The organism is Barnesiella intestinihominis YIT 11860, assembly GCF_000296465.1.
Taxonomy (GTDB): domain Bacteria; phylum Bacteroidota; class Bacteroidia; order Bacteroidales; family Barnesiellaceae; genus Barnesiella; species Barnesiella intestinihominis.
This window is the reverse complement of the sequence record NZ_JH815204.1, coordinates 903,497-930,300: the sequence shown is the minus strand read 5'-3', so window position 1 is coordinate 930,300 and position 26,804 is coordinate 903,497. Positions and strand designations below refer to the sequence as shown.

The 26,804-nt window shown below is 42.8% G+C and carries 16 protein-coding genes; 15 read left to right on the top strand and 1 reads right to left on the bottom strand.

Annotation, left to right across the window (positions count from 1 at the left end):
- Nucleotides 1–6 precede the first annotated feature (6 nt).
- Genes HMPREF9448_RS08620 through HMPREF9448_RS08590 form a run of 7 tightly spaced genes read left to right on the top strand, consistent with a single transcriptional unit; the run spans nt 7 to nt 12,225 of the window.
- The gene (locus HMPREF9448_RS08620) at nt 7–2,577 is read left to right on the top strand and encodes a glycoside hydrolase family 2 protein (protein ID WP_008862220.1); all 2,571 of its coding nucleotides are present in this window, start codon (nt 7–9) and stop codon (nt 2,575–2,577) included.
- A gap of 15 nt (nt 2,578–2,592) precedes the next feature.
- Nucleotides 2,593–3,618 carry a glycoside hydrolase family 5 protein gene (locus tag HMPREF9448_RS08615; protein ID WP_008862219.1) on the top strand — a complete coding sequence of 342 codons (1,026 nt, stop codon included), beginning with the start codon at nt 2,593–2,595 and terminating at the stop codon, nt 3,616–3,618.
- Nucleotides 3,619–3,625: 7 nt separating this feature from the next.
- Nucleotides 3,626–4,981 carry a glycoside hydrolase family 140 protein gene (locus HMPREF9448_RS08610; protein WP_008862218.1) on the top strand — a complete coding sequence of 452 codons (1,356 nt, stop codon included), beginning with the start codon at nt 3,626–3,628 and terminating at the stop codon, nt 4,979–4,981.
- Nucleotides 4,982–5,014: 33 nt separating this feature from the next.
- The gene (locus HMPREF9448_RS08605) at nt 5,015–6,178 is read left to right on the top strand and encodes a glycoside hydrolase family 130 protein (RefSeq protein WP_008862217.1); all 1,164 of its coding nucleotides are present in this window, start codon (nt 5,015–5,017) and stop codon (nt 6,176–6,178) included.
- A 6-nt stretch (nt 6,179–6,184) separates the two neighbouring features.
- Nucleotides 6,185–7,600: an MFS transporter gene (locus HMPREF9448_RS08600; RefSeq protein WP_008862216.1), complete on the top strand. Its 1,416-nt coding sequence runs from the start codon at nt 6,185–6,187 to the stop codon at nt 7,598–7,600.
- A gap of 17 nt (nt 7,601–7,617) precedes the next feature.
- A complete protein-coding gene (locus HMPREF9448_RS08595; protein WP_008862215.1) occupies nt 7,618–10,275 on the top strand; it encodes an alpha-L-rhamnosidase in 2,658 nt (885 codons plus the stop codon).
- An 18-nt stretch (nt 10,276–10,293) separates the two neighbouring features.
- Entirely contained in the window at nt 10,294–12,225 is a 1,932-nt protein-coding gene (locus HMPREF9448_RS08590) for a sialate O-acetylesterase (protein WP_008862214.1), read from the top strand.
- Between the two features lie 73 nt (nt 12,226–12,298).
- On the opposite strand, the gene HMPREF9448_RS08585 is transcribed toward HMPREF9448_RS08590, so the two are convergent.
- A complete protein-coding gene (locus HMPREF9448_RS08585) occupies nt 12,299–13,840 on the bottom strand; it encodes a sulfatase (RefSeq protein ID WP_008862213.1) in 1,542 nt (513 codons plus the stop codon).
- 166 nt (nt 13,841–14,006) lie between these two features.
- On the opposite strand from HMPREF9448_RS08585, the gene HMPREF9448_RS08580 reads away from it, so the two are divergent.
- From HMPREF9448_RS08580 to HMPREF9448_RS08545, 8 genes are all read left to right on the top strand, one after another.
- On the top strand, nt 14,007–16,592 hold the full coding sequence (locus HMPREF9448_RS08580) for a glycoside hydrolase family 31 protein (protein ID WP_008862212.1): 2,586 nt from the start codon (nt 14,007–14,009) through the stop codon (nt 16,590–16,592).
- A gap of 85 nt (nt 16,593–16,677) precedes the next feature.
- Nucleotides 16,678–18,168 (top strand): choice-of-anchor Q domain-containing protein, encoded by a 1,491-nt coding sequence (locus HMPREF9448_RS08575; protein WP_008862211.1) that lies wholly within the window; start codon nt 16,678–16,680, stop codon nt 18,166–18,168.
- A 131-nt stretch (nt 18,169–18,299) separates the two neighbouring features.
- On the top strand, nt 18,300–18,875 hold the full coding sequence (locus HMPREF9448_RS08570; protein WP_008862210.1) for a hypothetical protein: 576 nt from the start codon (nt 18,300–18,302) through the stop codon (nt 18,873–18,875).
- Nucleotides 18,856–19,809, top strand: a complete 954-nt coding sequence (locus HMPREF9448_RS08565; RefSeq protein ID WP_008862209.1) for a choice-of-anchor Q domain-containing protein — start codon at nt 18,856–18,858, stop codon at nt 19,807–19,809. Before HMPREF9448_RS08570 ends, HMPREF9448_RS08565 begins: the two co-directional genes overlap by 20 nt.
- A gap of 106 nt (nt 19,810–19,915) precedes the next feature.
- Nucleotides 19,916–21,361, top strand: a complete 1,446-nt coding sequence (locus tag HMPREF9448_RS08560) for a choice-of-anchor Q domain-containing protein (protein WP_008862208.1) — start codon at nt 19,916–19,918, stop codon at nt 21,359–21,361.
- A gap of 103 nt (nt 21,362–21,464) precedes the next feature.
- Entirely contained in the window at nt 21,465–22,025 is a 561-nt protein-coding gene (locus HMPREF9448_RS08555; protein WP_008862207.1) for an RNA polymerase sigma factor, read from the top strand.
- An 89-nt stretch (nt 22,026–22,114) separates the two neighbouring features.
- Nucleotides 22,115–23,335 carry a FecR family protein gene (locus tag HMPREF9448_RS08550; protein ID WP_008862206.1) on the top strand — a complete coding sequence of 407 codons (1,221 nt, stop codon included), beginning with the start codon at nt 22,115–22,117 and terminating at the stop codon, nt 23,333–23,335.
- Nucleotides 23,336–23,371: 36 nt separating this feature from the next.
- Nucleotides 23,372–26,794 carry a SusC/RagA family TonB-linked outer membrane protein gene (locus HMPREF9448_RS08545; RefSeq protein ID WP_008862205.1) on the top strand — a complete coding sequence of 1,141 codons (3,423 nt, stop codon included), beginning with the start codon at nt 23,372–23,374 and terminating at the stop codon, nt 26,792–26,794.
- Nucleotides 26,795–26,804 lie beyond the last annotated feature (10 nt).

The window sequence follows — 26,804 nt, the reverse complement described above, 5'->3', positions numbered from 1 at the left end:
AGAGATATGAAAAGATTCATCACAGGTAGTTTTCTTGTTTTAATGTCTATTTTGTCAGGATTTCCCGTTCAAGCCGGGAAATCCTTAGACGAAATAGATAGGGAAAGTTTTGCTGCGAAATATACTCTCTCGGAGTTGCCGGGAATCTCGATGATTCCGGTTTTGTCGGTCGATACAGTTCGAAGTCCAGAGTCTCTCTCTCTCGATGGAATATGGCTCATGGCCGAAGGCGGCGATGAAAAATTCCGTCTTAAAGACGTTTGGACCGATGCCGTGGAGGCTGTTGTACCGGGAAGTGTACATACTGCATTGTTGATGAATCGTATTATCCCCGATCCTTATATCGGGCAAAATGACTCGATCGCCGAGCAACAGAGTTACAAGACATGGTGGTTTAGTAAAAAATTTACATTGAATGAACCGCTTGAAAATCCTATTCTTTCATTCGGCGGTGTAGCGAATCGTTGTACCGTTTGGCTGAATGGGAAAAAACTGGGTTCTCACGAGGGAATGTTCGGAGGACCCGATTTCGCTGTGAAGAAATATTTGAAAAAGGAAAACACGCTTGTGGTGAAACTCGATCCGATTCCTCAGATGTTTTTAGGGAATTGGCCTCCTAACGCTAATGAAAGTTGGAAGTATACCGTGGTGTTTAATTGTGTTTATGGTTGGCACTATGCTCAAATTCCGTCATTGGGAATTTGGCGTTCGGTAAAATTGGAATCACAGGCTCCGGTGGAAATAGAGGCGCCTTTTGTATCGACCCGTTCTTTGCAGGGCGATATGCGGTTGGCAGTGACTCTCAAAAAAATAAATGCACCGCTAAAAGGTAAATTACAAATTAGGGTCGTGCCTAAAAATTTTGAAGGTGCTCCTCAATTCTTTGAACATGAAATTAATTCGTCGAAGAAAACCGAACAGTTTTCATTCGATTTCAAAATAGATGCTCCCCGCCTTTGGTGGCCTAATGATATGGGAGAACAGTCTCTTTACGATATGACAGTCGCATTTATTCCTCGTAACGGAGCTCGCCCCGATGTGGAAAAGACATCGTTCGGTATTCGTACGATCGACATGGCTCCGTTTCCGGGAGGCGAGCGAGAAGACCGTTATAATTGGACTTTCGTCATTAATGGTAAACCTATGTTTGTGAAGGGAACCGGTTGGTGTACGATGGATGCTTTGATGGATTTTTCGCGAGAAAAATATGACCGCTTGTTAAGTATCGCTAAAAGTCAGCATATTCAGATGATGAGAGCGTGGGGTGGAGGATTGCCCGAAACCGATGATTTTTATGAATTGTGCGATAAGTATGGCATTATGGTGATACAAGAGTGGCCTACGGCGTGGAACAGCCATAATACGCAACCGTTCGATATGTTACAGGAGACGGTAGTGAGGAATATGAAACGTATCCGAAACCACCCCTCTTTGGTTATGTGGGGCGCCGGTAACGAATCGGATAAACCTTTCGGGCCGGCTATCGATATGATGGGGCGTTTGAGCTTGGAGCTCGACGGTTCCCGCCCGTTTCACCGAGGAGAGGCATGGGGCGGCAGCGATCATAATTACAATTGCTGGTGGGACGATGCTCATTTGAATCATAATTTAAATATGACTTCTCCGTTTTGGGGAGAGTTCGGAATTGCTTCTCTACCGCATATAGAGAGTGTGAGACGTTATTTGGCCGAAGAGAAAGATAGATGGCCGTCTCGTCCGGGCGATCATTTCCGTCATCATACTCCTATTTTCGGGACAATGGGAGAGTTTGGCAAGCTCTCGCAATATTCGGGATACTTCATGCCCGATACCACATTGGCCGAATTTATTACGGGGTCTCAGCTCGCACAAGTTGTCGGAGTAAGGCATACGTTGGAACGGGCTCGTACTTTGTGGCCCGAAACAACCGGAGCTCTTTATTACAAGATGAACGATAATTATCCGGGTGTCTCTTGGTCGAGTGTCGATTACTACGGAGCGATTAAACCGGTACATTATTTCGTGCAGAAATCTTTTGCACCATTGACGGGAGTTTTGCTTTTCGACCGGACGAATTTGTCGAGCCAAGAAGTATCGTTGCCGTTGTATTTACTCGACGACTGCCGTCAGTTGAACGGTAAAGATTACACGGTATCGGTGACAGTTTATAATGATCGATTGGATACTGTCGTATGTCGGGACTTCGATGGGCATAGCGAATTGGAAACCGTAAAAAAATTGGGTAATCTCAATTTGAATCGAGCACAGACGAAATCGACCATGCTGTTTTTTGTTGTCGATGTTTGTTCGGAGGGTAAACGATTATCTCGTAATTATTATTTTACCAATTATGAAGTTCGTCGAGGGATAATTATGTCGATGCCTCGTACAGAGATTACTATGAAGAGAGATGGGCGACAGATAACGGTGACGAATGTCGGGAAACTGCCGGCCATAGGTGTTTATGTGGAATCCCCCAGATATGCTCATGAATTTATTGCGTCGAAAAACTATTTGTGGCTCGATCCGGGAGAGTCGCAAATTATCGAGGTGAATGTCGATTATCCGGTTTGTGTGAAAGGTTGGAATATAAATTAGGAAAACAGATATTGTATGAAAAGAGTAGTTTTTGTAGTTGCGTTAGGTTTGTTATTGTGCAGTTGTAGCAATAAGGTAGCTAAAACGGAAGGTAAACCTTATGGTGTAAATATGGCTTGTGCCGACTTCGGTTCTAATTTCCCGGGTGTATATAATACCGATTATACCTATCCTCAGGCTTCCGATTTGGATTATTGGAATGAGAAGGGATTGAAATTAGTGCGTTTCCCATTTAAATGGGAACGTTTACAATATGAATTGAACGGAGAACTGAATCGTCATGATCTCGACAAAATGAAAGATTTTGTTGCTGCGGCAGCAGAGCGAGACATGGTTGTCATGTTGGACTTGCATAACTATTGTCGTCGTTATATGAATGGCGAGCATACGATTATCGGGACAAACGGGTTGACACCGGAACATTTGGCTTCGTTCTGGAAATCGCTGGCTACGGAATTTAAATCATTTGACAATATTTATGCTTATGGGTTGATGAACGAACCTCATGATTTGGATTCTTGCACAACTTGGTTCGAGATGGCGCAATTGTGTATAGACTCCATTCGTACGGTCGATATGGATACTCGTATTATGGTGGGGGGCAATCATTGGAGTTCGGCTGAACGTTGGGTTGAACTTAGCGATACGTTGAAATATTTGAAAGATCCTGCCGATAAGTTGGCATTCGAGGCACATGTCTATTTCGATGCAGATGCTTCTGGTACTTACAAACGTGGATATGATGAAGATTCTTGCTATCTTGAAAAGGGTATAGACCGTGTGCGTCCCTTTGTGGAATGGCTGAAAGCCAATAAATTCGAAGGCATGGTCGGTGAGTATGGTATTCCCGATAGTGATTCGCGTTGGAACCTTGTATTGGATAAATTTCTGTCTTACTTGCAGGAAAACGATATAAACGGTTGTTATTGGGCTGCCGGACCGTGGTGGCCGAAAGACGAATTTATGGCGATTACTCCGGTAGACGGGAAAGACCGTCCGCAGATGGAAGTAGTGGGTAAATATTTGACAACGCAAAAATAAGATCAATATGCCCCGGCATGTATTCATATTGTTTCTTGCATGGATTGTCCCGGCTCTTGTCGAAGTACGAGCGGATAGTTGGTCGGGTAAATCGGTCGATTTTTCTCACGGAGACTTGTGTGTGTCTCCCAACGGGCGTTTTTTGCAACATACCGATGGAACTCCGTTTCTCTATTTGGGAGATACGGCTTGGGAGTTGATTTATCGATTGAACGAACCAGAGGTGGAACTGTATATGGAAAATCGTCGAACCAAAGGGTTTACGGTGATTCAAACGGTTATATTGTCCGAGCTCGATGGTTCGGACGGGATTAACAGGCCATTGATAAACGGTTCTCCGTCTACTCCCGATCCTGATTATTTCAAGTGGGTAGATCGTGTTTTAGAAATAGCCGGGGAGAAAGGGCTTTATGTGGGATTACTTCCTACGTGGGGTGATAAAGTGGATAAACAATGGGGTGCGGGACCAGAGATATTCGACGAGGCGAATGCTCGTGAGTACGGCCGATGGCTCGGACGTCGATATGCCGACACTCCCAATATTATATGGATTATCGGCGGAGACCGTAGCGGAGAGGGTAAGAACTTTACCGTTTGGAAAGCGATGGCCGAGGGCATTAAGGAGTGTGATAAACGGCATTTAATGACTTATCACCCGCAAGGAGAACATTCTTCTTCTTTTTGGTTCCATGATGAGACTTGGCTCGATTTCAATATGTTCCAAAGCGGACATGCTCAACGCGATTATGCCATATATAGGCGATTGCTACTGAACGATTTACAGAAACAGCCGATCAAACCGGTCTTAGATGGGGAGCCTCGGTATGAGAATATACCTATCGATTTTAAATCGGAGAATGGTAGATTCGATGATTTCGATGTCCGTATGACATTGTATCAAAGTATGTTTAGCGGAGCTTGCGGATATACTTACGGTTGTAATGAAGTGTGGCAGATGTATTCCGATAAGTATTCTCCGATGATAGATGCGCAAACAACTTGGAAAGAAAGCCTGGATTTAGCCGGGGCTTGCGATATGATACATTTTAGAAAATTGTGTGAGGCTATCGATTTTTTCCGAGGAAGACCATTGCAACATTTGATAGAACGACCGGAACAGACCGATGACGATTATGCTGTGGCATACGGTGGAAAAGATTATGTTTTATTTTATATGCCTTATGGTCACAGCATAACGGTAAATCTGTCCGGTTGGACTCAACGAAAAAACGTTCGGTTGGAGTGGTTTAATCCGCGTAACGGGGAACTAATATTTTATAAAAATATCGAGACAAGTGAGGCTTTTGAAGTCGTATCGCCAACACAAGGACGAGGAAATGACTGGGTTTTGATAGCCCGTTGATTATAAGATTATTTATTAAGATATTATATGGTTATGGTACAAGAGTTAGAGAGATTGAGAAAAGAGTATGAGGCTCTTATTTCAAGAAAAAACGAGAAATGCAATAAAAACAACGGGGTTTACGTTCGATATAAGTATCCTGTGTTGACTGCCGAACATGCTCCTTTGATTTGGAGATATGACTTCGACGAGAAGACCAATCCCTATATGGAGGAGCGTATCGGTATCAATGCGACGATGAATTCGGGTGCTATTAAATTGAACGGAAAGTATTACTTGGTGGTGCGAGTGGAAGGCGATGATCGTAAGTCTTTCTTTGCAGTGGCCGAGAGTGATAGCCCGGTGGACGGATTTCGTTTTTGGGACTATCCTATTTTGATGCCCGAAACAGATATTCCCGATACCAATATGTATGACATGCGTCTTACTGCACATGAAGATGGCTGGATTTACGGTATCTTTTGTGCCGAACGCAAAGATCCCAATGCACGTCCGGGAGATTTGTCGGCAGCAGTTGCTTCGGCCGGAATCGCTCGTACGAAAGATTTGAAAACGTGGGAGCGTCTTCCCGATTTAAAGACTCGTAGCCAGCAGCGTAATGTCGTTTTGCATCCCGAGTTCGTGAATGGGAAATATGCTCTTTATACCCGTCCGCAAGACGGTTTCATCGATACGGGAAACGGTGGAGGCATAGGCTGGGCTTTGGTCGATGATATTTGCCATGCAGAGGTACACGACGAAGTAATTATCAATAAACGGGAATATCATACGATTAAAGAAGTGAAAAATGGAGAGGGTCCTCACCCGATTAAGACTGAAAAAGGGTGGTTGCATCTTGCTCATGGGGTTCGTTGTTGTGCTGCCGGATTGCGCTATGTGCTCTATCTTTACATGACTTCTTTGGAGGATCCGACCAAAATGATTGCAGAGCCTGCCGGATATTTCATGGCCCCGGTCGATGAAGAACGCATAGGAGATGTTTCGAATGTTTTGTTTTCCAATGGTTGGATTGCCGATGAAGACGGGAAAGTGTACATATACTATGCTTCGTCCGATACGCGTATGCACGTTGCCGAATCGACAGTAGACCGTTTGGTGGATTATTGCTTGCATACGCCTGTCGACGGATTGCGTTCGATAGAATCGGTACGGACTATTATCGCTATGGTCGATCATAATAAAAAAATATTGAAATAAGATATCATGGAACACGTAAAATTAAGGGAAAAAATAGGGTATGGTCTGGGTGATGCCGCCTCTTCCATGTTTTGGAAGCTCTTCACCATGTATTTGTTATTTTTCTATACCGACGTGGTGGGAATCTCGGCAGCGGTAGTGGGAACCATGTTCTTGATTACCCGTATCTGGGATACATTCCTCGATCCTTTTATCGGGATTTTAGGCGATCGTACGCACTCTCGTTTCGGAAAATTCCGCCCTTATTTGTTATGGGGAGCCATACCTTTCGGGTTATGCGGCATATTGACTTTTTCGTCATGGGGTGGAGATTCCGAAATATCGAAAATCGTATATGCTTATGTCACTTATACGCTCATGATGATGGTGTACTCGTTTGTCAATGTGCCATACGCTTCGTTGTTAGGGGTAATGTCGCCCGACCCGCAGACTCGTACATCATTGTCTTCATACCGAATGACTTTTGCATTCGGGGGGAGTATTTTGGTGTTGTTCCTGATAGAGCCGTTGGTCGATATATTCAGTAAAATGAAAATAGTCGACGGCGTTCCGTCACAGGCATTCGGTTGGCAAATGGCTGCCGTCGTTTTTGCCATATTGGCGGCTATTATGTTTTTCCTTACTTTTTCGTGGACAAAAGAACGGATAAAGCCTATCAAAGAAGAGAAAACATCTTTGAAAGACGATGTGAAAGATTTGGCTACGAACAAACCGTGGTGGATTCTTTTGGTGGCCGGTATCATGGTTATCGGGTTTAATTCTTTACGAGACGGTTCGGCAGTCTATTATTTCAAATATTATGTAGAGGCCTCCGACACGTTCTCTTTTACCTTTATGAGTGCTTCGGTTACGCTCATCACCATTTATCTTGTTTTGGGACAAGCTGCTAACATATTGGGTATTATGTTGGTTCCTACGTTTACACGGTTGATGGGTAAAAAATATACTTTTTTGACGGCGACGGTAGGGGCTACCATATTCAGTATCCTATTCTATTTCTTACCCAAAGACGGCATTTATGGAATATTGGCGTTGCAAATCATCATTAGTATTTGTGCCGGTATTGTTTCTCCGTTGTTGTGGTCGATGTATGCCGATATATCGGATTACTCGGAATGGAAGACCGGGCGTCGGGCTACGGGCCTTATCTTTTCATCGTCGTCGATGTCTCAGAAATTGGGGTGGACATTGGGTGGCTCTTTGACCGGTTGGCTGTTGTTCTATTTCGGGTTCGAGGCCAATACAATACAATCAGAATCGGCATTGACCGGGATTTGTTTGATGATGAGTATATTCCCGGCCATAGCGACCGGAATATCGGCACTTTTTATTTCGAGGTATCCTTTGAGCGAAAAACGATTGTCCGAGATTTCTTCCGATTTGGAGAATCGTCGTGAGAGTGCCGAACAAAATAAAATCTAATTATATAGATATAAGCGATGATGAACAGGGTATTTAGTTACGGATTGAGCATATTATCCGGTTGTATATTGGCGGCTTGCAGTACAAGTCCTGAGGTTCCGTATTCCTTAATGTGTGAATATTTGTCGGAACCGTTGGGAATCGATATGTCTTCGCCGAGATTGTCGTGGAAAATCCCGGTTGTGGAGACAGATTCGATAGAGTCTTGTCGGGTATGGGTCTCTGCCGATAGTATGGCAGTGATAGACGGCTCTGGCCAATGTTGGGATAGCGGCGAGCTTCCGAGTGATATCCGCAGGATTGTTTACGCCGGCGATTCGCTGCAATCTTGGACTAAATATTATTGGAAAGTCGGATATAAAACGAAAAGAGAGGATCGCTTTGTTTGCTCACCGCTGTCGTCGTTCACCACAGGTATGATGTCTCCCCAAGAATGGGGCGATGCACGATGGATTAGCGATGGCCATGATAAGGATTATCGCCCGTCTCCTTATTTCCGAAAGGATTTCGAAGTGAGGAGAAACGTAAAACATGCTTATGCGGTTATCGCCGCTGCCGGTTTATATGAACTTTCTGTGAATGGTTCACGCATAGGGGACCATTTCTTGGATCCTATGTACACTCATTTCGACAAAAGGGTATTATCGGTTATGTATGATATAACGCCCAATTTGTCGGAGGGAGAGAACGTCATCGGGGTACAATTGGGAAACGGGTGGTATAATCATCAATCCACGGCAGTTTGGTTTTTCGATAAAGCCTCGTGGCGTAACCGCCCTGCATTTATTATGCAAGTACGAGTCGAGTATGCCGACGGAAGTATCGAAACTATATCGACCGATAGTAGCTGGGTAACGACCGACAGTCCTGTGATATTCAACAGCATTTATACGGCGGAACACTACGATGCACGGCAGGAAATCGAGGGTTGGAATACATCGGGAATCGATGTTTCACAATGGAAAAATGCTAAGGAAGTATCTGCTCCTACCCAGCGAATAGAGGCTCAATTAACTGTGCCGGTGAAGGAAATCGTCCGTCACAACGCTTCACGGTTTGTAAAAATAAACGATACTTGTTTTGTCTATCATTTCCCTGAGAATATGGCGGGAACGGTGGAACTTTCGGTAGAGGGGAAAGCGGGCATTGTTTTACGATTGAAACATGGGGAGATGCTGAATGAAGACGGTACGGTGAATTTAGCGAATATCGATTACCATTATCGTCCGACCGACGACAGCGACCCGTTTCAAACGGATATCGTCATATTGAGGGACGGGGAGACTCGATTTACTCCTAAGTTCAATTATAAGGGTTTCCAATATGTAGAGGTGACTTCGTCCGAACCGATAGCTCTCGACGAAAATAGTATCGTAGCATTGAAGATGCACAGCGATGTGCCGGAGATAGGACGGTTTCGTTCTTCGTCCGATTTGTTGAACAAAATATGGACGGCCACCAATAATTCCTATTTGGATAATTTGTTCGGTTATCCTACGGATTGTCCGCAACGGGAGAAAAATGGTTGGACGGGCGATGCACACATTGCCATAGAGACGGCTTTGTATAATTTCGATGCGATTACGGTTTATGAGAAGTGGTTACTCGATTTTATAGACGAGCAACGTGAAAATGGTGTTTATCCTTGTATCGTACCGACTTCGGTATGGGGATTCGATTGGGCGAACGGCGTGGATTGGACAAGTGCGTCTATCATTATCCCGTGGGAAATTTACCGGTTTTATGGTGATGAGACTCTTATGCGGCGTATGTATCCTTCGGCGAAGAAATATGTAGCTTATATCGAGTCTATTTCCAAAGATAACTTGACCGATTGGGGACTTGGCGATTGGATCCCGGTGAGAAGTAAAAGCGATGTGACTTTGACTACTTCTATTTATTATTATACCGATGTATCTATTATGGCGAAAGCTGCTAAACTCTTCGGTTATGTCGATGATGCGGTTTATTACGAAGCGCTTGCCAATAGGATAAAAGAATCGATCAACGACCGTTATTTGGACAAAGAGACCGGTCTTTATGCATCGGGTACTCAAACAGAGTTGGCTATGCCTCTTTATTGGAATATTGTTCCCGATGGATATAGGGAGAAAGTGGCAGAGCAGTTGAACCGCAGAGTCGTACAGGATTCGTGTCATATCGATGTAGGGTTGCTGGGTAGTAAAGCTCTCCTCGGAGCCTTATCTGATAACGGTTATCCCGAAACAGCCTATCGGGTGGCTACACAAGAAACATATCCTTCTTGGGGGTATTGGATAAAGAACGGGGCGACGACCTTACATGAAAATTGGCGAATCGATGTCGTTATCGATAATTCGTTGAATCATATCATGTTCGGTGAGATCGGGGCATGGTTGTATAAAACGTTGGGAGGTTTGAGAATCGATGAATCGAACCCGGCTTTCCGGCATGTTTCACTACGTCCGTATTTCCCCGAAAATTTGGACTATCTCGAAATCGAACATGAGACACCTTACGGTTGCATTTCGACTTCGTGGAAACGGGACGACGAGGGTAATATTCTTTATGAGTTCGATTTGCCCGAATGTGTGTCGGCGACGTTTACCCCGTTGGGAGACAATGTGACGTATAACGGCGATACCATCTTCTTTGCGGGGAGTCATAAACTTAAATTAGAAACCGCAACACATTAATCTTTAATCGATATTTATATGAAAAAGGCTTTCTCGTTTTTGATATTGGTTTTCCTATGTGGAATGTTTTCTGCAAGGCTTTCGGCCGAACTTTCCATGCCTCACATCTTTGCCGACCACATGGTTTTACAGCGAAACGAGGCAATCAATTTATGGGGGAGTGCGAGCCCGAAAGAAAAAGTTACTGTCGAACTGAATGGGCAGAAGACGAGTGTCCGTGCCGATGCATCGGGTAAATGGTACGCAACTTTGCGTCCTATGGAGGCCGGTGGCCCTTATACGTTAATCGTGAAAGGGGAAAAAGAGCGCCTCGCTTTCGACGATGTTTTGCTGGGTGAAGTTTGGATATGTAGCGGGCAATCCAATATGGAATTCCGTTTACATGCTGCGATGAATGCCGAAAAAGAGATTGCAGACGCCGAGAATTATTCTTTTTTGCGTTCGTTTAATGTGAAGCAAGAGATGTCGCATCGTCCGCTTTCCGATTTGCAGGGTGAGTGGAGAGTATGTGATTCGGGGAGTGCCGGTGATTTTTCGGCAGTAGGTTATTTCTTCGCCCGTGAGTTATATCGAAAATTGGGTGTTCCTATCGGTTTTATCAATACTTCGTGGGGTGGAACCGATATTGAAAGCTGGATGAGTATGGATGCTATCGACAAGTTCCCCAAATATAAACGATTGCAAGATCGTATGCGTTCTTCGCAATTCGAGGAATACGTTCGCCGTAGCGATGAAAATCGAGCCAAATTTGTCGAATCGATGAAAGCCGAACCGGGTATTTCTGAAAAGTGGTATTTGCCTTCGTATTCCAAAGACGATTGGAAAGAAGTAAGTGTTCCCGGACTATGGTCCGAAGAAGGACTGGTCTCTCTCGATGGAGTGGTGTGGCAAACCTGTCGTTTTACATTGTCGGAGAATTATATAGGGAAAGAGGCGGTTTTGAGTTTGCATGTGATTGACGATGACGATATTACATGGATTAATGGACAAAAAATAGGAGAGACCGTCGGTTACGACGTGCGACGCCTATACAGTGTTCCTGCCGGTGTCTTGAAAGAATCGAATGAGATTACTTTAAAAATATCGGATTATAGAGGCGGTGGAGGTTTGTATGGCCCGGCGAATGAAATTTATTTGAAGGTCGGGGATAAGACTATTCCTTTATCCGGAAAATGGAAATATAAAATTTCAGCTTCAAATTCCGATTTCGATTTTGTAGAATATGGGCCTAATGCTTATCCCTCATTACTTTATAATGCTATGGTTAATCCTTTGGTGGGATTGAGTATGCGAGGAGTTATATGGTATCAGGGTGAAAATAATACCAATCGAGCCAAAGAGTATTACCACCTGTTCCCTGCTATGATTAATGATTGGAGAAAAAAATGGGGGAAAGACTTTCCATTTTATTGGGTTCAACTTGCTAATTATATGGATGCAGTTGAAGTCCCTTCGGAAAGTTTGTGGGCGCAAGTTCGTGAAGCCCAAACGCAAACACTTTCTTTATCTCATACCGGTCAGGCCGTAATTATCGATATAGGAGAAGCAAAAGACATTCACCCTAAAAATAAACAGGAGGTAGGACGTAGATTGGCTTTGCATGCCCTTCATAATGATTATGGATTTTCCGATGTGGTTTGTGAAAGTCCTATGCCTAAGACCGTTCGTCGGGTGCAAGACAAAATTGCCGTACAATTCGACAATGTAGCTGATGGGCTGATTGTAAAAAACAAATATGGATATTTAATGAGTTTCGCCGTTGCCGGAAATGATGGAGTATATAAATGGGTGCAGGCTAAGGTGGCGGGGAAAGATCGGGTTGTTCTTTCATGTCCCGATGTGATAGACCCGGTGTCGGTGCGGTATGCATGGGGCGATAATCCCGATGATGCCAATTTATATAATTCGGTAGGACTTCCGGCTACACCTTTTGAAATCAAGATAGAATAATATTTCCGTTAGAAAACATGAAGGGCAATAGACATCTATCTATTGCCCTTGTTAATAGTCCTGTAATTATGTCTTAAATTTCGTCCGGCCAGGGACAAGGTTTCCCTGTTTTTTTAAAAGAGGGGCGTTGTCCGTTCGTTTGTCGTAAGAATTTGCCGAGCTCTTTGGATAACTTGTTTATTATTTGAGGATATAAAGCTGCCACGTTGTTATTCTCCTCTGTATCGTTCGGTATGTCGTATAGTTCTTTTTCTCCGGTTTCGTAGAAGTAAATCATTTTCCAATTGTCTTTTCGAATGGTACAGGACGGTCCTATTCCCGGTCCTTTTTCTCCCCATATATTCGGACAATTCCAATAAAGGCTGCGTCCCTGCGAATGATTTTTGGTCTGTTTTAGCAGAGGAACAAAACTGATACCATCAATTTCTTGTGGAACATCGTAATCGTCGATACCGGCCATTTCGAGAATGGAAGGATAGAAATCTTCTATAATCAAATAGTCGTTGCACCGTGTGCCGGGTTGTACCGTGCCGGGCCAACGGACGATCATAGGTTCGCGTATTCCTCCTTCGTATGCAGAGCCCTTTCCACATTTTAACGGGAAATTTTGGGTATACAGAGGTTCGTCCCTCCAACCGCTTCCTGTCGCATATCCTCCATTGTCACTCATGAATATAACGATGGTATTGTCGGCTTCACCATTCTTTTCCAGCCAATCCATAATATCTCCTAAACTTTTGTCCATTCCTTCGATGAGCGAAGCATAAGCCGCTTCTTTGTCCGACAATCCTTTCTTTTTGTATTTGTCGTAGAAACGGACATCTTTGTCTATGGGAACATGAATGGCATAATGCGACATGTAGAGGTAAAACGGTTGATTGTATTTTTTAGCTTTATCGAGGGCTTTTAAGGCTTCTTGGGTGAGAGCTTCTGTCATAAATGTGCCTGTTCCCCAATATTTTTCTAATCCCGGGACGGAGAACAGCGATGTAGAATTGCCTGCTTCGTCGTATCCATAATTACGCTCGCTCAGGTAAGTTGCCGGGCCACCGGCCGCATGTCCTGCAATGTTGGTCTCGAATCCGAAATGGTAGGGACTCTCTCCGGGAGTATCTATTGCACCCCAATGGGCTTTCCCGCAGTGGATCGTGTGGTAACCGTTGTCTTTTAACAATTGCACGAAAGAAGTAGCAATAAAGGTATTGTTTGTTCCATGAACTTGTGCTATGCCGTTGTAGTTCCAATCGGGAACTTCCAGAGTATTGCTGACGGCATCGGTTTTCGTGTTTTTCCGTAGAGTCCAGTTCGTGACTCGATGGCGCGAGGCATTACACCCGGTCATCAAGCTGCATCGGGTGGGAGAACTTATACTGGAAGCATAGGCCTGAGTGAACATCATACCCTGCTGAGCCAATTTTTCCATATTGGGCGTTTCATAACGCTCGTTATACATGGTTCTTTGGGTCCAAAAGGGGAGAGACGTATCTTGCCACCCCATATCGTCTACCAAAAATAAAATGATATTCGGACGGTTATCGGGTACATGGCTTGTACCGTATGTATGCATTACCGAGGCTATGGGTATTAAACTTAGTGTCAATAATGATTTATTCATGGTTATTCATTTTGTAAATACAAAGATAGATAAAAAAGGGATTATTAAAAATGGCAGTTGTTATTCGGTTGAATCATATTGATAAATTGAATATATAAAGTTGGGTATATTTTTCTGGTTTTATCGTCTTAACTCATAAAAACTGTTATAGCTTAAATTGATATCCATGAAAAAAAATGTTTTGTTTTTCTTTTTCGTGATTTTATTTCCCTTAGTCGCTTATAGTTCAGGTAACGATGCTGTTGCTAATCCGGCAGCCGTAGTCGAGGAAGGTGATGTGCGATTTACCGTTTTGACACCGCGTGTTATCCGTATGGAGTGGGATTCTTTGCATAGGTTCACCGATGAGCGTTCGTTTATTGTGATTAATCGGAATTTGCCGGTCCCTGAGTTTAAGAAAATTATAAGGGGAGGTAAATTGACGATTCGAACGGACGAATTGGAACTGACATATAAATTGAATACAGGGAAATTTTCAAAAGAAAATTTAGAGATAAAATATCTGAACAAAAAAAGAGCCTTTACGTGGAATCCGAGTGTTACTCAAAAGCAGAATTTGAAAGGGACTGCCCGCACATTGGATCGTATGGACGGTACGACCTTTATTAAGAGGAACGAACCGAGGCACGAGTTACAGTTGGAGGACGGTATTTTGTCTCGTGACGGTTGGACTCTTATCAACGATTCGTCCGGTTTGTTGTTCGATAATAGCGATTTTTCGTGGGTAAAAGAGCGGGAGAACAGAACGGTACAAGATTGGTATTTTATGGCTTATGGTTCGGATTATAAAGCTGCCCTCAAAGATTTTACTCTTTTTGCCGGAAAAGTACCACTGCCTCCTCGTTTCGTATTCGGGTATTGGTGGTCGCGTTATTGGGCATATTCCGACAATGAGATGAGAGATGTGGTTTCGCAATTCGAGAAATTCAATATTCCGTTAGATGTGTTGGTTGTCGATATGGATTGGCATGAGACCGATAGTTTATTCGCCAAACCGGACAAATGGGGACAACGTAAACATTGGACCGGTTATACATGGGAGAAGCGTTTGTTTCCCGATCCCGATCAATTTTTTGACTGGGCCAAGTCGAAGCATCTGAAAACGACCTTGAATTTGCATCCGGCATCGGGTATCGCTCCCTTTGAAAGCCAATACAAAGATTTTGCGAAACGTATGAATTTCGATATATCTACTCATGAAAATATTCCGTGGCAAGGCTCTAATAAGAAGTTTATGAGTACGTTGTTCGATGTCGTGTTGCATCCTATTGAACAGCAAGGTGTGGATTTTTGGTGGCTCGATTGGCAGCAATGGGTTTTCGATAAGGATATAGAGAAACTGAATAACACTTGGTGGCTCAATTATACTTTCTTTGAAGATATGGAACGCAATACCGATAAGCGTCCATTGATTTATCACCGTTGGGGAGGCTTGGGAAATCATCGTTATCAAATAGGTTTTTCGGGAGATGCTTATATTACGTGGAATACGCTCGAATATCAGCCCTATTTTACCAATACGGCTTCGAATGTTCTTTATGGATATTGGAGTCACGATATAGGAGGGCATAAGTTCATCGAAGACGATAATATTTATCAATTTGATCCTGAGATGTATGTCCGTTGGGTACAATATGGCGCTTTGAGCCCGATTTTGAGAACGCACTCAAATAAGGATCCATCGTTGGTAAAAGAGATATGGAGATACCGCGACGAATATTTCGACGCATTGTATAACGCTGTAAGATTGCGTTATCAATTAGTCCCTTATATCTATACGATGGCAAGGGAGACTTATGAAACAGGAGTTTCGCTGTGCCGCCCGATGTATTATGATTATCCCGAAGACGAGCGGGCATATACTTATTCTCGCCAGTACATGTTCGGGGATAATATTTTGGTAGCTCCAATCGGGGCTCCGATGGAGAATGGGGTATCTGATGTGAAGGTTTGGCTTCCGGCCGGTAACGACTGGTATGAATGGCATACGGGTACGTTATTGAACGGCGGACAGGAACTTATCCGACAATTTTCTATCGAAGAATATCCTATTTATGTTAAAGCCGGTGCTGTAATTCCCATGTATGGAAAAGAGGTGAATAGTTTGGACGATAATCCGAAGAAACAAATTATCGGTATTTTCCCGGGTGCGGCGGGTGAGTTTTCTATTTATGAAGATGCAGGTAATGATCAGAGATATGCTGCGGAGTATGCTACAACACGGGTAACGTCGCAATTGGAAAATCGTATTCAACGGATTAAGATTGCTCCGAGAGAGGGTCATTATCGAGGAATGAACCATTCGAAAGATTATCTCGTCCGGTTGTATGGAGCCGAAATGCCTCGATCGGTTAGCTTAAATGGCATGAAGGTAAATTATACGGTGTTGCCCAATTCCAGTGAATGGTCATATTGCGGTAAAGAGTTCATGGTTTCGATTCCTATATCGAATGCCGATTGTAATAAGTCGTACGAAATTGTGGTTGAGTTTGATAAAGCGAATGTTGTTGATGTAAACGATGGAATGATTAAACAATTGAAAACTTTGCATCGAGCTATCGCCAATCGAAAATTTAAATATGCCGGTAATTATGTCGTGCCCGAAGTTACCGGTTTCTGTTCCGAAACGAATTTGAAGGTTTCGTATGACCCTGACAATTTCTGTCATTATATAAATTATTTCAAGACCCATTTTCAAGAAGCTATGGAAATCACGTTAAAAGATGATTTGGTAAGTCCTTTTGCCAAATGAGTAATACTTTAATAGGGAGAAGTGGGTATAAAATTGCGAATATATCGTCTTTACAACATAATTATTAATCTTAAATTTTAGTGACATGAAAAGGCTTTTTTTACTTGCGGGTGTATTGATGTTGATCGGAGGTTTGTCAACAATGAATGCCGAAGTTATTTATGTGACCGAAAACGGCGTGGGTGACGGTATGTCGTGGAATAGTGCCGCTCCTTTGGCGGATGCTCTTTCATGGGCTGCGAAAGGAGATGAGATTTATGTGGCAAAAGGTACTTATACCGGTAGTTTTGCGTTGAAAGTGGCAGCAACCGTATATGGTAACTGTGAGGGGACTGAAACCGAACCGCCTACATATACTTCGGCCGAAGGTCTTGAAACTTTTTTGAAAGGCGATGGTAAACGTGTCGTCCTTTTGGACGGAGGGGCAGCGATTTATGGCTTTGATATATCTGGCGGGGACGCTTCGGAAGAGACTACCGGTGTAGCTCGTGGCGGCGGACTTTATATCAATAGCGGGGGCGGTGTGGCCAAGTATTGTCGCATACACGATAATAAAGCTATCGACGGGACTAAACGTTTGTTGGAGGGAAATCGTATTCCACAGAGAGGTGTTGGCGGTGGTGCTTATGTGTGGAACGGTCGGTTGGAAAACTGTATCGTTGAGAATAACATCGCGACGACAGATCCGTGGCTGAAAGAAGATAATTCCGTATGGTCAATGGGTGTTGGCGGTGGTGTTTGCTTGGAATCTTCTGGCGATCCGGGAGATGCCGTAGTCGTTAATTGTATAATACGGAATAATTATACAACTCCAGATGATGACGAAAGTTCTTATTATCATCAAGGGGGTGGTATTGCCATTAAGTCGGGGTATTTGATTAATAGTCTTATCGTAGGGAATAGGGTGAATGGATCGAATAATAACCAAAATGTCGGCGGTGGTGTGTGTACTACCGAAAAGGAGGCTTATATAATTAATTGTACAGCCTATGACAATCATGTAAAAGGATTGGGTGGCGGTTTCGGATTCCAGTCTCAAAATGCAGATGGAATGAGGGCTGTCGTATCAAACTGTATCGCATGGGGTAACACTTGTCGAGATGACGATTATGGTACAGGTAATGCCAATATTCGTTACGGAAACGCTCAAACCGACGGAGAACTTCCCAACCGAGTAACCATCAATGTGGTATGTGTTCCAGAGAATACAGTAAGTGCCAGTGCAATTACCTCCGATCCTATGTTTGTTGATGCAGCGAACGGTAATTTCCGTTTAGCTGAGGGTAGCCCCTGTATCGATGCCGGCGATGATCCCGCTATCGAAGGGTATGATACCGATTTGGACGGTAATGCCCGTATTTTTGGAGCAGCTGTTGATTTAGGACCGTATGAAGTTAATGACGGCAGTGCCATAGAAACCGCCGAAACCAATGGCGGTGAAATCGTTCGTGTTCAGTATTACACGATGCAGGGAATCGAAGTGACTTCCCCGTCTGTATCGGGACTCTATATTGTCAAGAAGACGTATGATACCAAGAAAGTAGTTGTTGAAAAAAACTTTATTTCGGTCAAATGACTTCGAGCCTTTCGAAATAGTATGGTGAATAAATAAAAAACTTAGAAAATAGTTTGAGAATGATGGGTATAAAATTTTATACCCATCGTCTCAAATAATAGTAATATTTACTAATCTTAAATTTAAATGACATGGAGAAAAAATTTTTACTAGTGGGAGCGTTATTGCTGGCCGGAGGTTTTTCGACAATGAATGCCGATGTTATTTATGTGACAGAATCCGGTTCGGGCGATGGAACATCGTGGAGTAGTGCTGCCAGTTTGGAAGATGCTCTTAGTTGGGCCGCTGCCGGTGACGAAGTTTTTGTCGCTAAGGGGACGTATACGGGTAGTTTTAAGTTGAGGGCTGCTGCCAAAGTTTATGGGAATTGTGTCGGCACGGAAACCGAACCGCCTACGTATACGACAGCCGAAGGGCTCGAAACTTTTTTGAAGGGTCCCGGAGGAAAACGGGTACTTTATTTGGACGGAAAGGCATCGGAAATTTATGGACTGGATATATCTGGTGGAGATGCATCGACGGAGACCACAGGAGTCGGTCGTGGCGGTGGTGTCTATATTAATGATGGAGGGGCAACTTTGAAGTATTGCAATATTCATGATAATATAGGTGTCGATGGCTCTAAAAATATTTTAGGTTCCAATGGGAAAGCTCTAAAAGGTGTTGGCGGAGGCCTTTATGTCTTGAATGGTAGGTTGGAAAATTAATTGTATTATTGAAAACAACATTGCGACTACTGCTCCGTGGGAAGATACGTCGAAAACTTGGTCTACGGGTATCGGAGGCGGTATTTGCTTGGATGCAACCGAGGGAAATGGGTGTAATCCCGATAATGCCATTGTATTGAATTGTATCATTCGTAATAACAGTACGACTCCAACCGACGATGGGGATTCTTTCCAAAGTCAAGGAGGCGGTATCGCCATCAAGTCGGGTAAATTAATTAATAGCCTTGTTGTCGGGAATTCGGTGAATGGGTCGCTGAATAATCAATCGGTAGGTGGAGGCGTCTGTTGTACTGAAAAAGATGCTTATGTGATTAACTGTACCGTTGCGAAGAACCATGTTCAAGGATTGGGTGGCGGTATCGGATTTCAGACGACAAATGCCGACGGTATGACTGCTACTGTTGCCAACTGTATCGCATGGAACAATACATGTCGTGAAGACGATTATGGTACAGGTAATGCCAATATTCGTTTCGGTAACCCTCAAACAGATGGTAAATTACCGGAAAGAGTGACTATCGGAGCCATTTGTGTACCTGAAAAAACGGTCAGTGCCAGCGCAATTACTTCCGATCCAAAATTTGTCGATGTAGCAGGAGGAAATTATCGTTTGGCAGAAGGTAGCCCTTGTATCGATGCCGGTGATGATCCTGCTATCGAAGGATATGATACCGATTTGGCTGGTAATGCCCGTATATTCGGTGCGTCGGTCGATTTAGGTGCTTATGAGGTAACGGACGGTAGTGCCATAGATGATGTTGAAATTCAAGAGGGAGAAGTGGTACGTACTCAGTATTACACGTTGCAGGGTGTAGAGGTTACTTATCCCAGTGTTTCAGGACTTTATATCGTTAAGAAGACCTTCGATACGAAGCAAATAATTACCGAGAAGGTGTTCATCACGATTAAATAAATATTTCGATGTTTTGTTTGGGTGTATTCGGTAGGGAATTCCGATATCGTCTCAGGCTATTGCTTGCCGAATACCCCTTTTTCAGTCACCGTTAAATCTTTATATCATGAAAACAAATCTACTTAGCTTTTTAGTTTTTACAGTATTTTCATTTCAAAGCGCATATGCTGTAAAATATTTTGTTACCCCAGACGGTAGTGAAGACAGTGACGGATTGAGTTGGGAAACCTCTACTTCGTTGAATGCAATATTGACGTCGACCAAATTGTCGGAGGGAGACGAAATCTTTGTAAAGAAAGGAACATACGTAGCTCCAGAGGGGGCCAGTTTTACTTGTAATAGAGCCGATGTGAAGGTGTATGGAAATTGTGAGGGTACAGAGAGTGAAAAACCTGTTTCTTATCAGTTGGACAATATTGAGACTTTTTTGAAAGGCAGTGGTCGCCGGGTATTGTATTTTAAGACGGCGTCTTACTTTGTAGGGTTCGATATATCGGGTGGGGATGCTTATAATTCTACTGCGGGAGCCGCAGGTCGTGCCGGTGGTGTTTATATCGACCACCCCGATGGAATGATAGAATATTGTATCGTCCACGATAATTATGGATCAAAAACCGATGGCTCCATTAAAGGTGTGGGCGGAGGCGTGTATGCTCGCGGAATCGTAAAGAATTGTATCGTTGAGAATAATATAGCCATAGCAGCCGATGGAAAGAAACCGGGTGTCGGAGGCGGAGTCTGTTTAGATGGTGGGTATTTATTGAATTCCATTATACGAAATAATCATTGTGTCGCAGACGAATCGAACAATACATCGACAGGAGGTAATAATGGAGGTGGTGTTTCGATTAAAACGGGCTATGTCGTGAACTGTTTGGTCGAGGGCAATAAAATTGGCGGGACGGCCAATAATGCCAATTATGGAGGCGGAATAGATTGTAGCATGGTAACCGAACCGGCTGGGGAAGAGATTGTGGCTCATGTAATAAATTGTACGGTCGTAGGAAACGATGCGACGAGTGGCCGCGGCGGTGGTATAGGGTTTGGAAATAAAGGCAGTTCGGAGGTTGTGAATTGTATCGTTGTCGATAATGTCGCTCGGTCTGAATCGACACCAGCCGGATCTAACGTTTTTCTGGGACCCGAATCGACGGCGGAAGTTACATATACGATATGGCCTGAATCCGAGGGCGGTGTAGGCAATCTCAATGCCGAACCTCAGTTTGTCGATGGAACTTATATGCTTCAATCTTCGAGTCCGGCGATAAATGCGGGAAATAACGAGGCTATTGGCGATTATGATAAAGATTTAGCCGGAAAAGAGCGGGTTGTTAATGGAACAGTGGATATGGGCGCTTATGAATATGACGGGCTTCCGAGTTCCGTAGAATCGAGTTTTATCGAGTCTGATGAGCCTGTAATAGAAATTCAATATTTTACCTTGTCGGGCCTTCGGTTAGAAAAACCTCAATCCACAGGAATTTATTTGATAAAGAAGATATATGCCTCCCGGAGATATGAAGTCTCGAAGATGGTATTTGTATATAAATAGTTTTTGGGAAGAGTGACTGCACCACTATCCGGTGCAGTCCTTTTTTCGAGGAAATTGGGTTTGTAGTGTTAGATTTTAAATTTATCGAAAAATAACAGAAACAATGGATGAGGTCGTTTTTCAAAGATTTGTCGATGGAGATGATGCGGCATTCACTTTTATTTATAATAAGTATGTCGATCTTCTTTTGCAATATGGCAGAAGTTTGGGATTTGAAAAAGAAGTATTGAAAGATGCCATTCAAGATGTCTTTGTTAAACTATATCTTAATCGGAGGAGCCTTAGCGAAGTGAGGAACTTGAAATATTATTTATTCAGGTCTTTGAAGAATAATTTATTAGATATGTTGAAAGTATCGGTAGATACTTGTAGTATAGATGATTATCAATATAAATTCACTATAAAATGGAATATATTGAATGAGTTGATAGCCGAGGAGGATAAGAAAGAAATAGAAGGAAAATTGAATAAATTACTCAGTTCTCTTACCGGTAGACAACGGGAGATTATATATCTGCGATTCATTCATGAGTTGGAGTATGAAGAGATCGCCTCTCTTATGCACATGACCATACAGTCTTCAAGAAAAGCCGTGTCGAGAGCAATTGGTAAAATGCGAAAGTTGAAAGTGGCTTTTCTTTTTATAATAATCTGTTTATGGTAAAGAAAATTGGAAAAAGAGGGGACAAAAAATGGATTTTGTCGTCTGTATAATAAAAGAAATTTGAAAAAAAATATATCCAAACGATAGAGATGAAAACAAGGGCAGAATATAATATTCTTGATTTTCTTAAAGATGATTCGTTTTTAAGAAGTGTTTTGCTTTTGACCGACGACGATGTTGAATTTTGGGATAATTATGTTTTAGAGAATCCTGAGAAAAAACAAGAAATTGAAGCGGCGAAACAACTTCTTTTGTCTATGACATTCGATGATGAAACTTATTCCGAGCAAGAGAAGCTGGAACTTTTGGAGCATGTCAACGATCAAGTGAAATCGATACGGAGGCATCGTTTGTATGTGGGCTTTTATAAAATTTTTGCAGCGGCATGTGTCGTCGCTTTACTTTCGGTAGGTGTTTATTCTTTTTTTGCCCCTTTTACTTCCGATAATCAAGTAGCGACGATAGAGAAGAACCGATCTAATTTTGAGAAAGATACCCGATTGGTCATTGCTGGGGAAAGGACGATTCCTCTTGAAGAGGGGGACGATGTGTTGTATGGAGGTGGCGAGGCGACTATTTCGTCAATAAACCAGCAGGACGAACGATATGCAGTAGATGTAAACGATAGTAAGGTCGAATATAATGAATTGATCGTGCCTAAGGGTCGCAGAGCTTCTCATTTGGTATTGGAAGACGGTTCGAAGGTTTGGGTCAATTCGGGCTCGACGTTTCGTTTCCCGACAACTTTTGAGAAGAATAAACGGGAAGTATATGTCGATGGCGAAATTTACATCGAGATTGCCAAAGATGCCGAAAGGCCGTTTTTTGTAAAAACTTCGGAAATGAGTGTGAGGGCATTGGGTACTCGATTTAGTGTGATGGCTTATCACGATGAGTTGGCTCAGTCTGTTGTCTTGGTTGAAGGATTGGTCGAGGTTCAATCGAATGATGAATCGAAAAAGAAAATTTTGCAACCTGACCATATGCTGACTTTGGCGAGCAACTCTATGGATATTACTGCGGCGAATACGTATGATTTTATTAGTTGGAAAGATGGATTGCTCCAATTCCGCAGCCAGCCGTTGTCGATGATATTGGCGAAAATTTCCAGACATTATGACCTTTATATCGATTGCGAAAAGGATATTAAAGATTTGAAATGCAGTGGAAAGTTGGTTTTGTTCGATGATCCGAAAGACGTATTGGAAACTATTTCCCGTACGATTTCATTGGAAAAGGCCGATTCTAAAACGGTTCCCATGTCGTATGAAATGAACGGAAATACTATTTTATTGAAGAAGAGAAGTTAATTATAAAACTTGTTAACTACTAATACAGAAAAACTTATGTTACCTTGGAAAAATCTATTTGGAATGTATGGGAGAGGGCATTTCTGTAATAAATTGAAACGTTCGATTCTATTACTTTTTTTGCTGGGTATGTTCCCGTATGCATGGGGCCAGCAAACCAATGTATCTCTCAATTTGAGAAATGTTCCTATTAAAAGTGTTTTGTCTCAAATTGAGAAGTCGACCAATTATTATGTTTTTTTCTATACGGATAATTTGAACTCCGAATTGTCTAAAAGGGTGAATGTTACAGTCAATAATACGCCGGTTGTTACTGTCTTGAACCAGATTTTCAGTACAACGAATATTTCTTATGAAATAAAGAATAAACGTCAAGTGAGTTTATTTCTGGTAGAGAAATCGTCGCCGAAAAGTAAGGCTCAGGCTGTAAAGTCAAATAAGATACAGATTACGGGAACCGTTTTCGATGCCAATAACGAACCGTTGATTGGCGCCAGTGTTCGGGTATTGGGGACGACGATTGGTTCTATGGCCGATATAAACGGGGCATTTAAGCTGGAAGTTTCCCCCGGAGATGTATTGGAAGCCTCTTATATAGGATATAATCCTCAGCAGGTAAAGGTCGGTTCACAAACCCGGTTCCAATTTGTTTTGGAGGAGGTTGCCAATACGTTGGACGACATCGTTGTTGTCGGTTATAGTTCACAGAAAAAAGAAACGGTTACCGGTTCTATCTCTATGGTAACCACAAAGGATCTTTTACAATCGCCGCAAGCTAATATTAGCAATGCACTCGGCGGTAGGATTCCCGGATTGTTGAGTGTGCAACGAAGCGGTGAACCAGGGCAAGACATGTCTACGTTGCGTATACGCGGTGTCGGTACTTTCGCCAGTGATGCGGAATCACAGAATCCTTTGATAATGGTAGATGGTATCGAAGTGAATAACTTGAACGATATAGACCCGAACGAAGTGGAGTCGTTGTCTATTTTGAAAGATGCTTCGGCGACTGCCGTATATGGTGTGAGAGGTGCGAATGGTGTTATTTTGATTACGACAAAGCGTGGTGAGTTGGGAAAACCGAAAATTAGTTTTTCGACAAATGTCGCTATCACGAATTTCCCGTTTTTGCCCGAACCGATGAATTCGTATGAATATGCAAGGGCTTATAATGAGGCTCAGGCTTACGATTATTATTCACAGTTATCGTATATTCCACGTTACTCGGAGGAAGCTATCGAAGCATATCGAACCGGTTCTGATCCTCTGTTTTATCCAGATATCAATTGGTATGATTATATGTTGAAGGATTTCTCGACTCAGACTCAGACAAACTTTAATGTGAGCGGGGGAACCGAGCGGGTGAAATATTTTGTTTCATTGGGTGTGTTTACGCAGAACGGTATGTTGGATACCGGTATATATGACCCGGGGTATAGCTATCAAATTGCATTCAGACGCTATAATATGCGTTCGAATTTCGATATAAATGTTACGAAAAATCTGTTGTTGAGTTTAGATATTTCTAACCAGATGGGAAATTTGCAGAACCCTAATTGGAGTACAGGACAAATTATGGAGTCGTTGAATTCGACACCGTCTAATGCTGCACCGGGAGTAATTGACAACAAGGTTGTGACGATAACCGATGTATTCGGTAGCGGGCGAAATCCTGCCAGTCCTTATACGAGAGGTTGGAAATCGAAGTATGAAAATAATTTGAATTTATCGGGACGGTTCACGTATAAAATGGATTATTTATTGAAAGGACTTTCTTTGCGTGGAGCTCTTTCTTACAAGAGTTATAGTACAGAAACGAAGACCTATAATGACCGTGGAATAACCTATGACTTGCGAAGAGCCGGCGATGAGTTGATTTTTGTTCCGTCTACCGATCCCGGGAAATTGACTTATCAAGGAACAAATAGCAGGAATATACGCATTTATTCGGAAATCGGAGCGGAATATACTGGCAAGTTCGGGGAGCATACGGTAACGGGATTGGTCTTGTACAATCAAGGGAAATATTATAATCCTACATTAAAGTATAATATTCCTAATGGATATCAAGGATTGGTCGGTCGGGTTACGTACAATTACGGCAACCGTTATTTGGCCGAAGTAAACGTAGGATATAACGGTACTGAGAATTTTGCCCCGGGCAAACGTTTCGGGTGGTTTCCTGCGTATTCGTTGGGGTGGGTTTTGACCGAGGAGCCTTATTTCCCTCGAAATGAAGTCTTGTCATTCTTGAAAATAAGAGGGTCGTATGGAACCGTAGGTAACGATAAAATCGGTGGGGACCGCTTTTTATATTTGCCATCGGTATATACCTATACGGGTAGTAATTCGTATTATTTTGGAGAAGTGGGTTCGTCATATGTGGGATATGTGGGGTCTAACGAGAGTAAGGCCGGTAATCCTGATTTGACATGGGAGAAAGCAATCAAATGGAATGTCGGGGCCGATGTTAAATTTTGGGGAGATCGTATAGGTTTAACGTTCGATTACTTTATGGAGTATCGGGATAATATCCTTTGTAACCGTAATACGGTTCCTACTATCATCGGTATTTCGGCATCGAATCTTCCGGCTTATAATATGGGTCGCATGAGAAATTCTGGTTGGGACGGAGAAATTTCTGTCGGCGATCGTATCGGTGATTGGAGCTATTTTGTAAAAGCTAATTTTACGTATGCCCATAATAAGATTTTGGAACAAGACGAAGTTATCCGTAATGAAGATTATCTCTATCGGACAGGATTACGTTACGGGCAATTCTTTGGTTATGTGGCCGATGGAATTTTCAACTCTTGGGAAGAGATAAATGCCGCAGGACGACCCGAGTATGTGATGGCTAACAATAATAATAAGATACAGCCGGGAGATGTTCGTTATGTGGATATTAACGGTGACGGCAAAATTAATGACGATGACCAAGTTCCTATCGGGTATTCCAATTTTCCGGAAATCATGTATGGAATTTCATTAGGAGGGTCTTATAAAAATCTCGATATTTCATTGCTGTTTCAGGGGGCGACTCACGTGTCCAATATGCCTTCTCGTCGTATTATGCGGGGCTTTTACGAATATACGGGAGCTAATCGTGATTTGTTGAAGAGTTGGAGTTACGAGCGTTTTGTCAATAACCAGAAAATCGTTTATCCTCGCTATGGTGTGAATGGAGTAGGACATAATTACCTGACATCGACTTATTGGTTGGAAGATGCTTCATACCTCCGTTTGAAAAACGTAGAAGTCGGTTATACATTCAGACAAGAATCTTTGAAGAAAGCAGGTATTGGTTCTATTAGAATCTATGTAAATGGAAGCAATTTATTGACATGGACCGATATGTTACCCGGACAGGATCCCGAAGTCGCCAATGCCGGAGTGACGAATAGCGAACCTTATCCTGTTACACGGGTATTCAACTTCGGGATCAATGTTAATTTTTAATTGGATAGTA

Coding starts and splice junctions, on each gene's coding strand:
- HMPREF9448_RS08620 (WP_008862220.1), top strand. CDS start 7: ATGAAAAGATTCATCACAGGTAGTTTTCTTGTTTTAATGTCTATTTTG.
- HMPREF9448_RS08615 (WP_008862219.1), top strand. CDS start 2,593: ATGAAAAGAGTAGTTTTTGTAGTTGCGTTAGGTTTGTTATTGTGCAGT.
- HMPREF9448_RS08610 (WP_008862218.1), top strand. CDS start 3,626: ATGCCCCGGCATGTATTCATATTGTTTCTTGCATGGATTGTCCCGGCT.
- HMPREF9448_RS08605 (WP_008862217.1), top strand. CDS start 5,015: ATGGTACAAGAGTTAGAGAGATTGAGAAAAGAGTATGAGGCTCTTATT.
- HMPREF9448_RS08600 (WP_008862216.1), top strand. CDS start 6,185: ATGGAACACGTAAAATTAAGGGAAAAAATAGGGTATGGTCTGGGTGAT.
- HMPREF9448_RS08595 (WP_008862215.1), top strand. CDS start 7,618: ATGATGAACAGGGTATTTAGTTACGGATTGAGCATATTATCCGGTTGT.
- HMPREF9448_RS08590 (WP_008862214.1), top strand. CDS start 10,294: ATGAAAAAGGCTTTCTCGTTTTTGATATTGGTTTTCCTATGTGGAATG.
- HMPREF9448_RS08585 (WP_008862213.1), bottom strand. CDS start 13,840: ATGAATAAATCATTATTGACACTAAGTTTAATACCCATAGCCTCGGTA.
- HMPREF9448_RS08580 (WP_008862212.1), top strand. CDS start 14,007: ATGAAAAAAAATGTTTTGTTTTTCTTTTTCGTGATTTTATTTCCCTTA.
- HMPREF9448_RS08575 (WP_008862211.1), top strand. CDS start 16,678: ATGAAAAGGCTTTTTTTACTTGCGGGTGTATTGATGTTGATCGGAGGT.
- HMPREF9448_RS08570 (WP_008862210.1), top strand. CDS start 18,300: ATGGAGAAAAAATTTTTACTAGTGGGAGCGTTATTGCTGGCCGGAGGT.
- HMPREF9448_RS08565 (WP_008862209.1), top strand. CDS start 18,856: ATGGTAGGTTGGAAAATTAATTGTATTATTGAAAACAACATTGCGACT.
- HMPREF9448_RS08560 (WP_008862208.1), top strand. CDS start 19,916: ATGAAAACAAATCTACTTAGCTTTTTAGTTTTTACAGTATTTTCATTT.
- HMPREF9448_RS08555 (WP_008862207.1), top strand. CDS start 21,465: ATGGATGAGGTCGTTTTTCAAAGATTTGTCGATGGAGATGATGCGGCA.
- HMPREF9448_RS08550 (WP_008862206.1), top strand. CDS start 22,115: ATGAAAACAAGGGCAGAATATAATATTCTTGATTTTCTTAAAGATGAT.
- HMPREF9448_RS08545 (WP_008862205.1), top strand. CDS start 23,372: ATGTTACCTTGGAAAAATCTATTTGGAATGTATGGGAGAGGGCATTTC.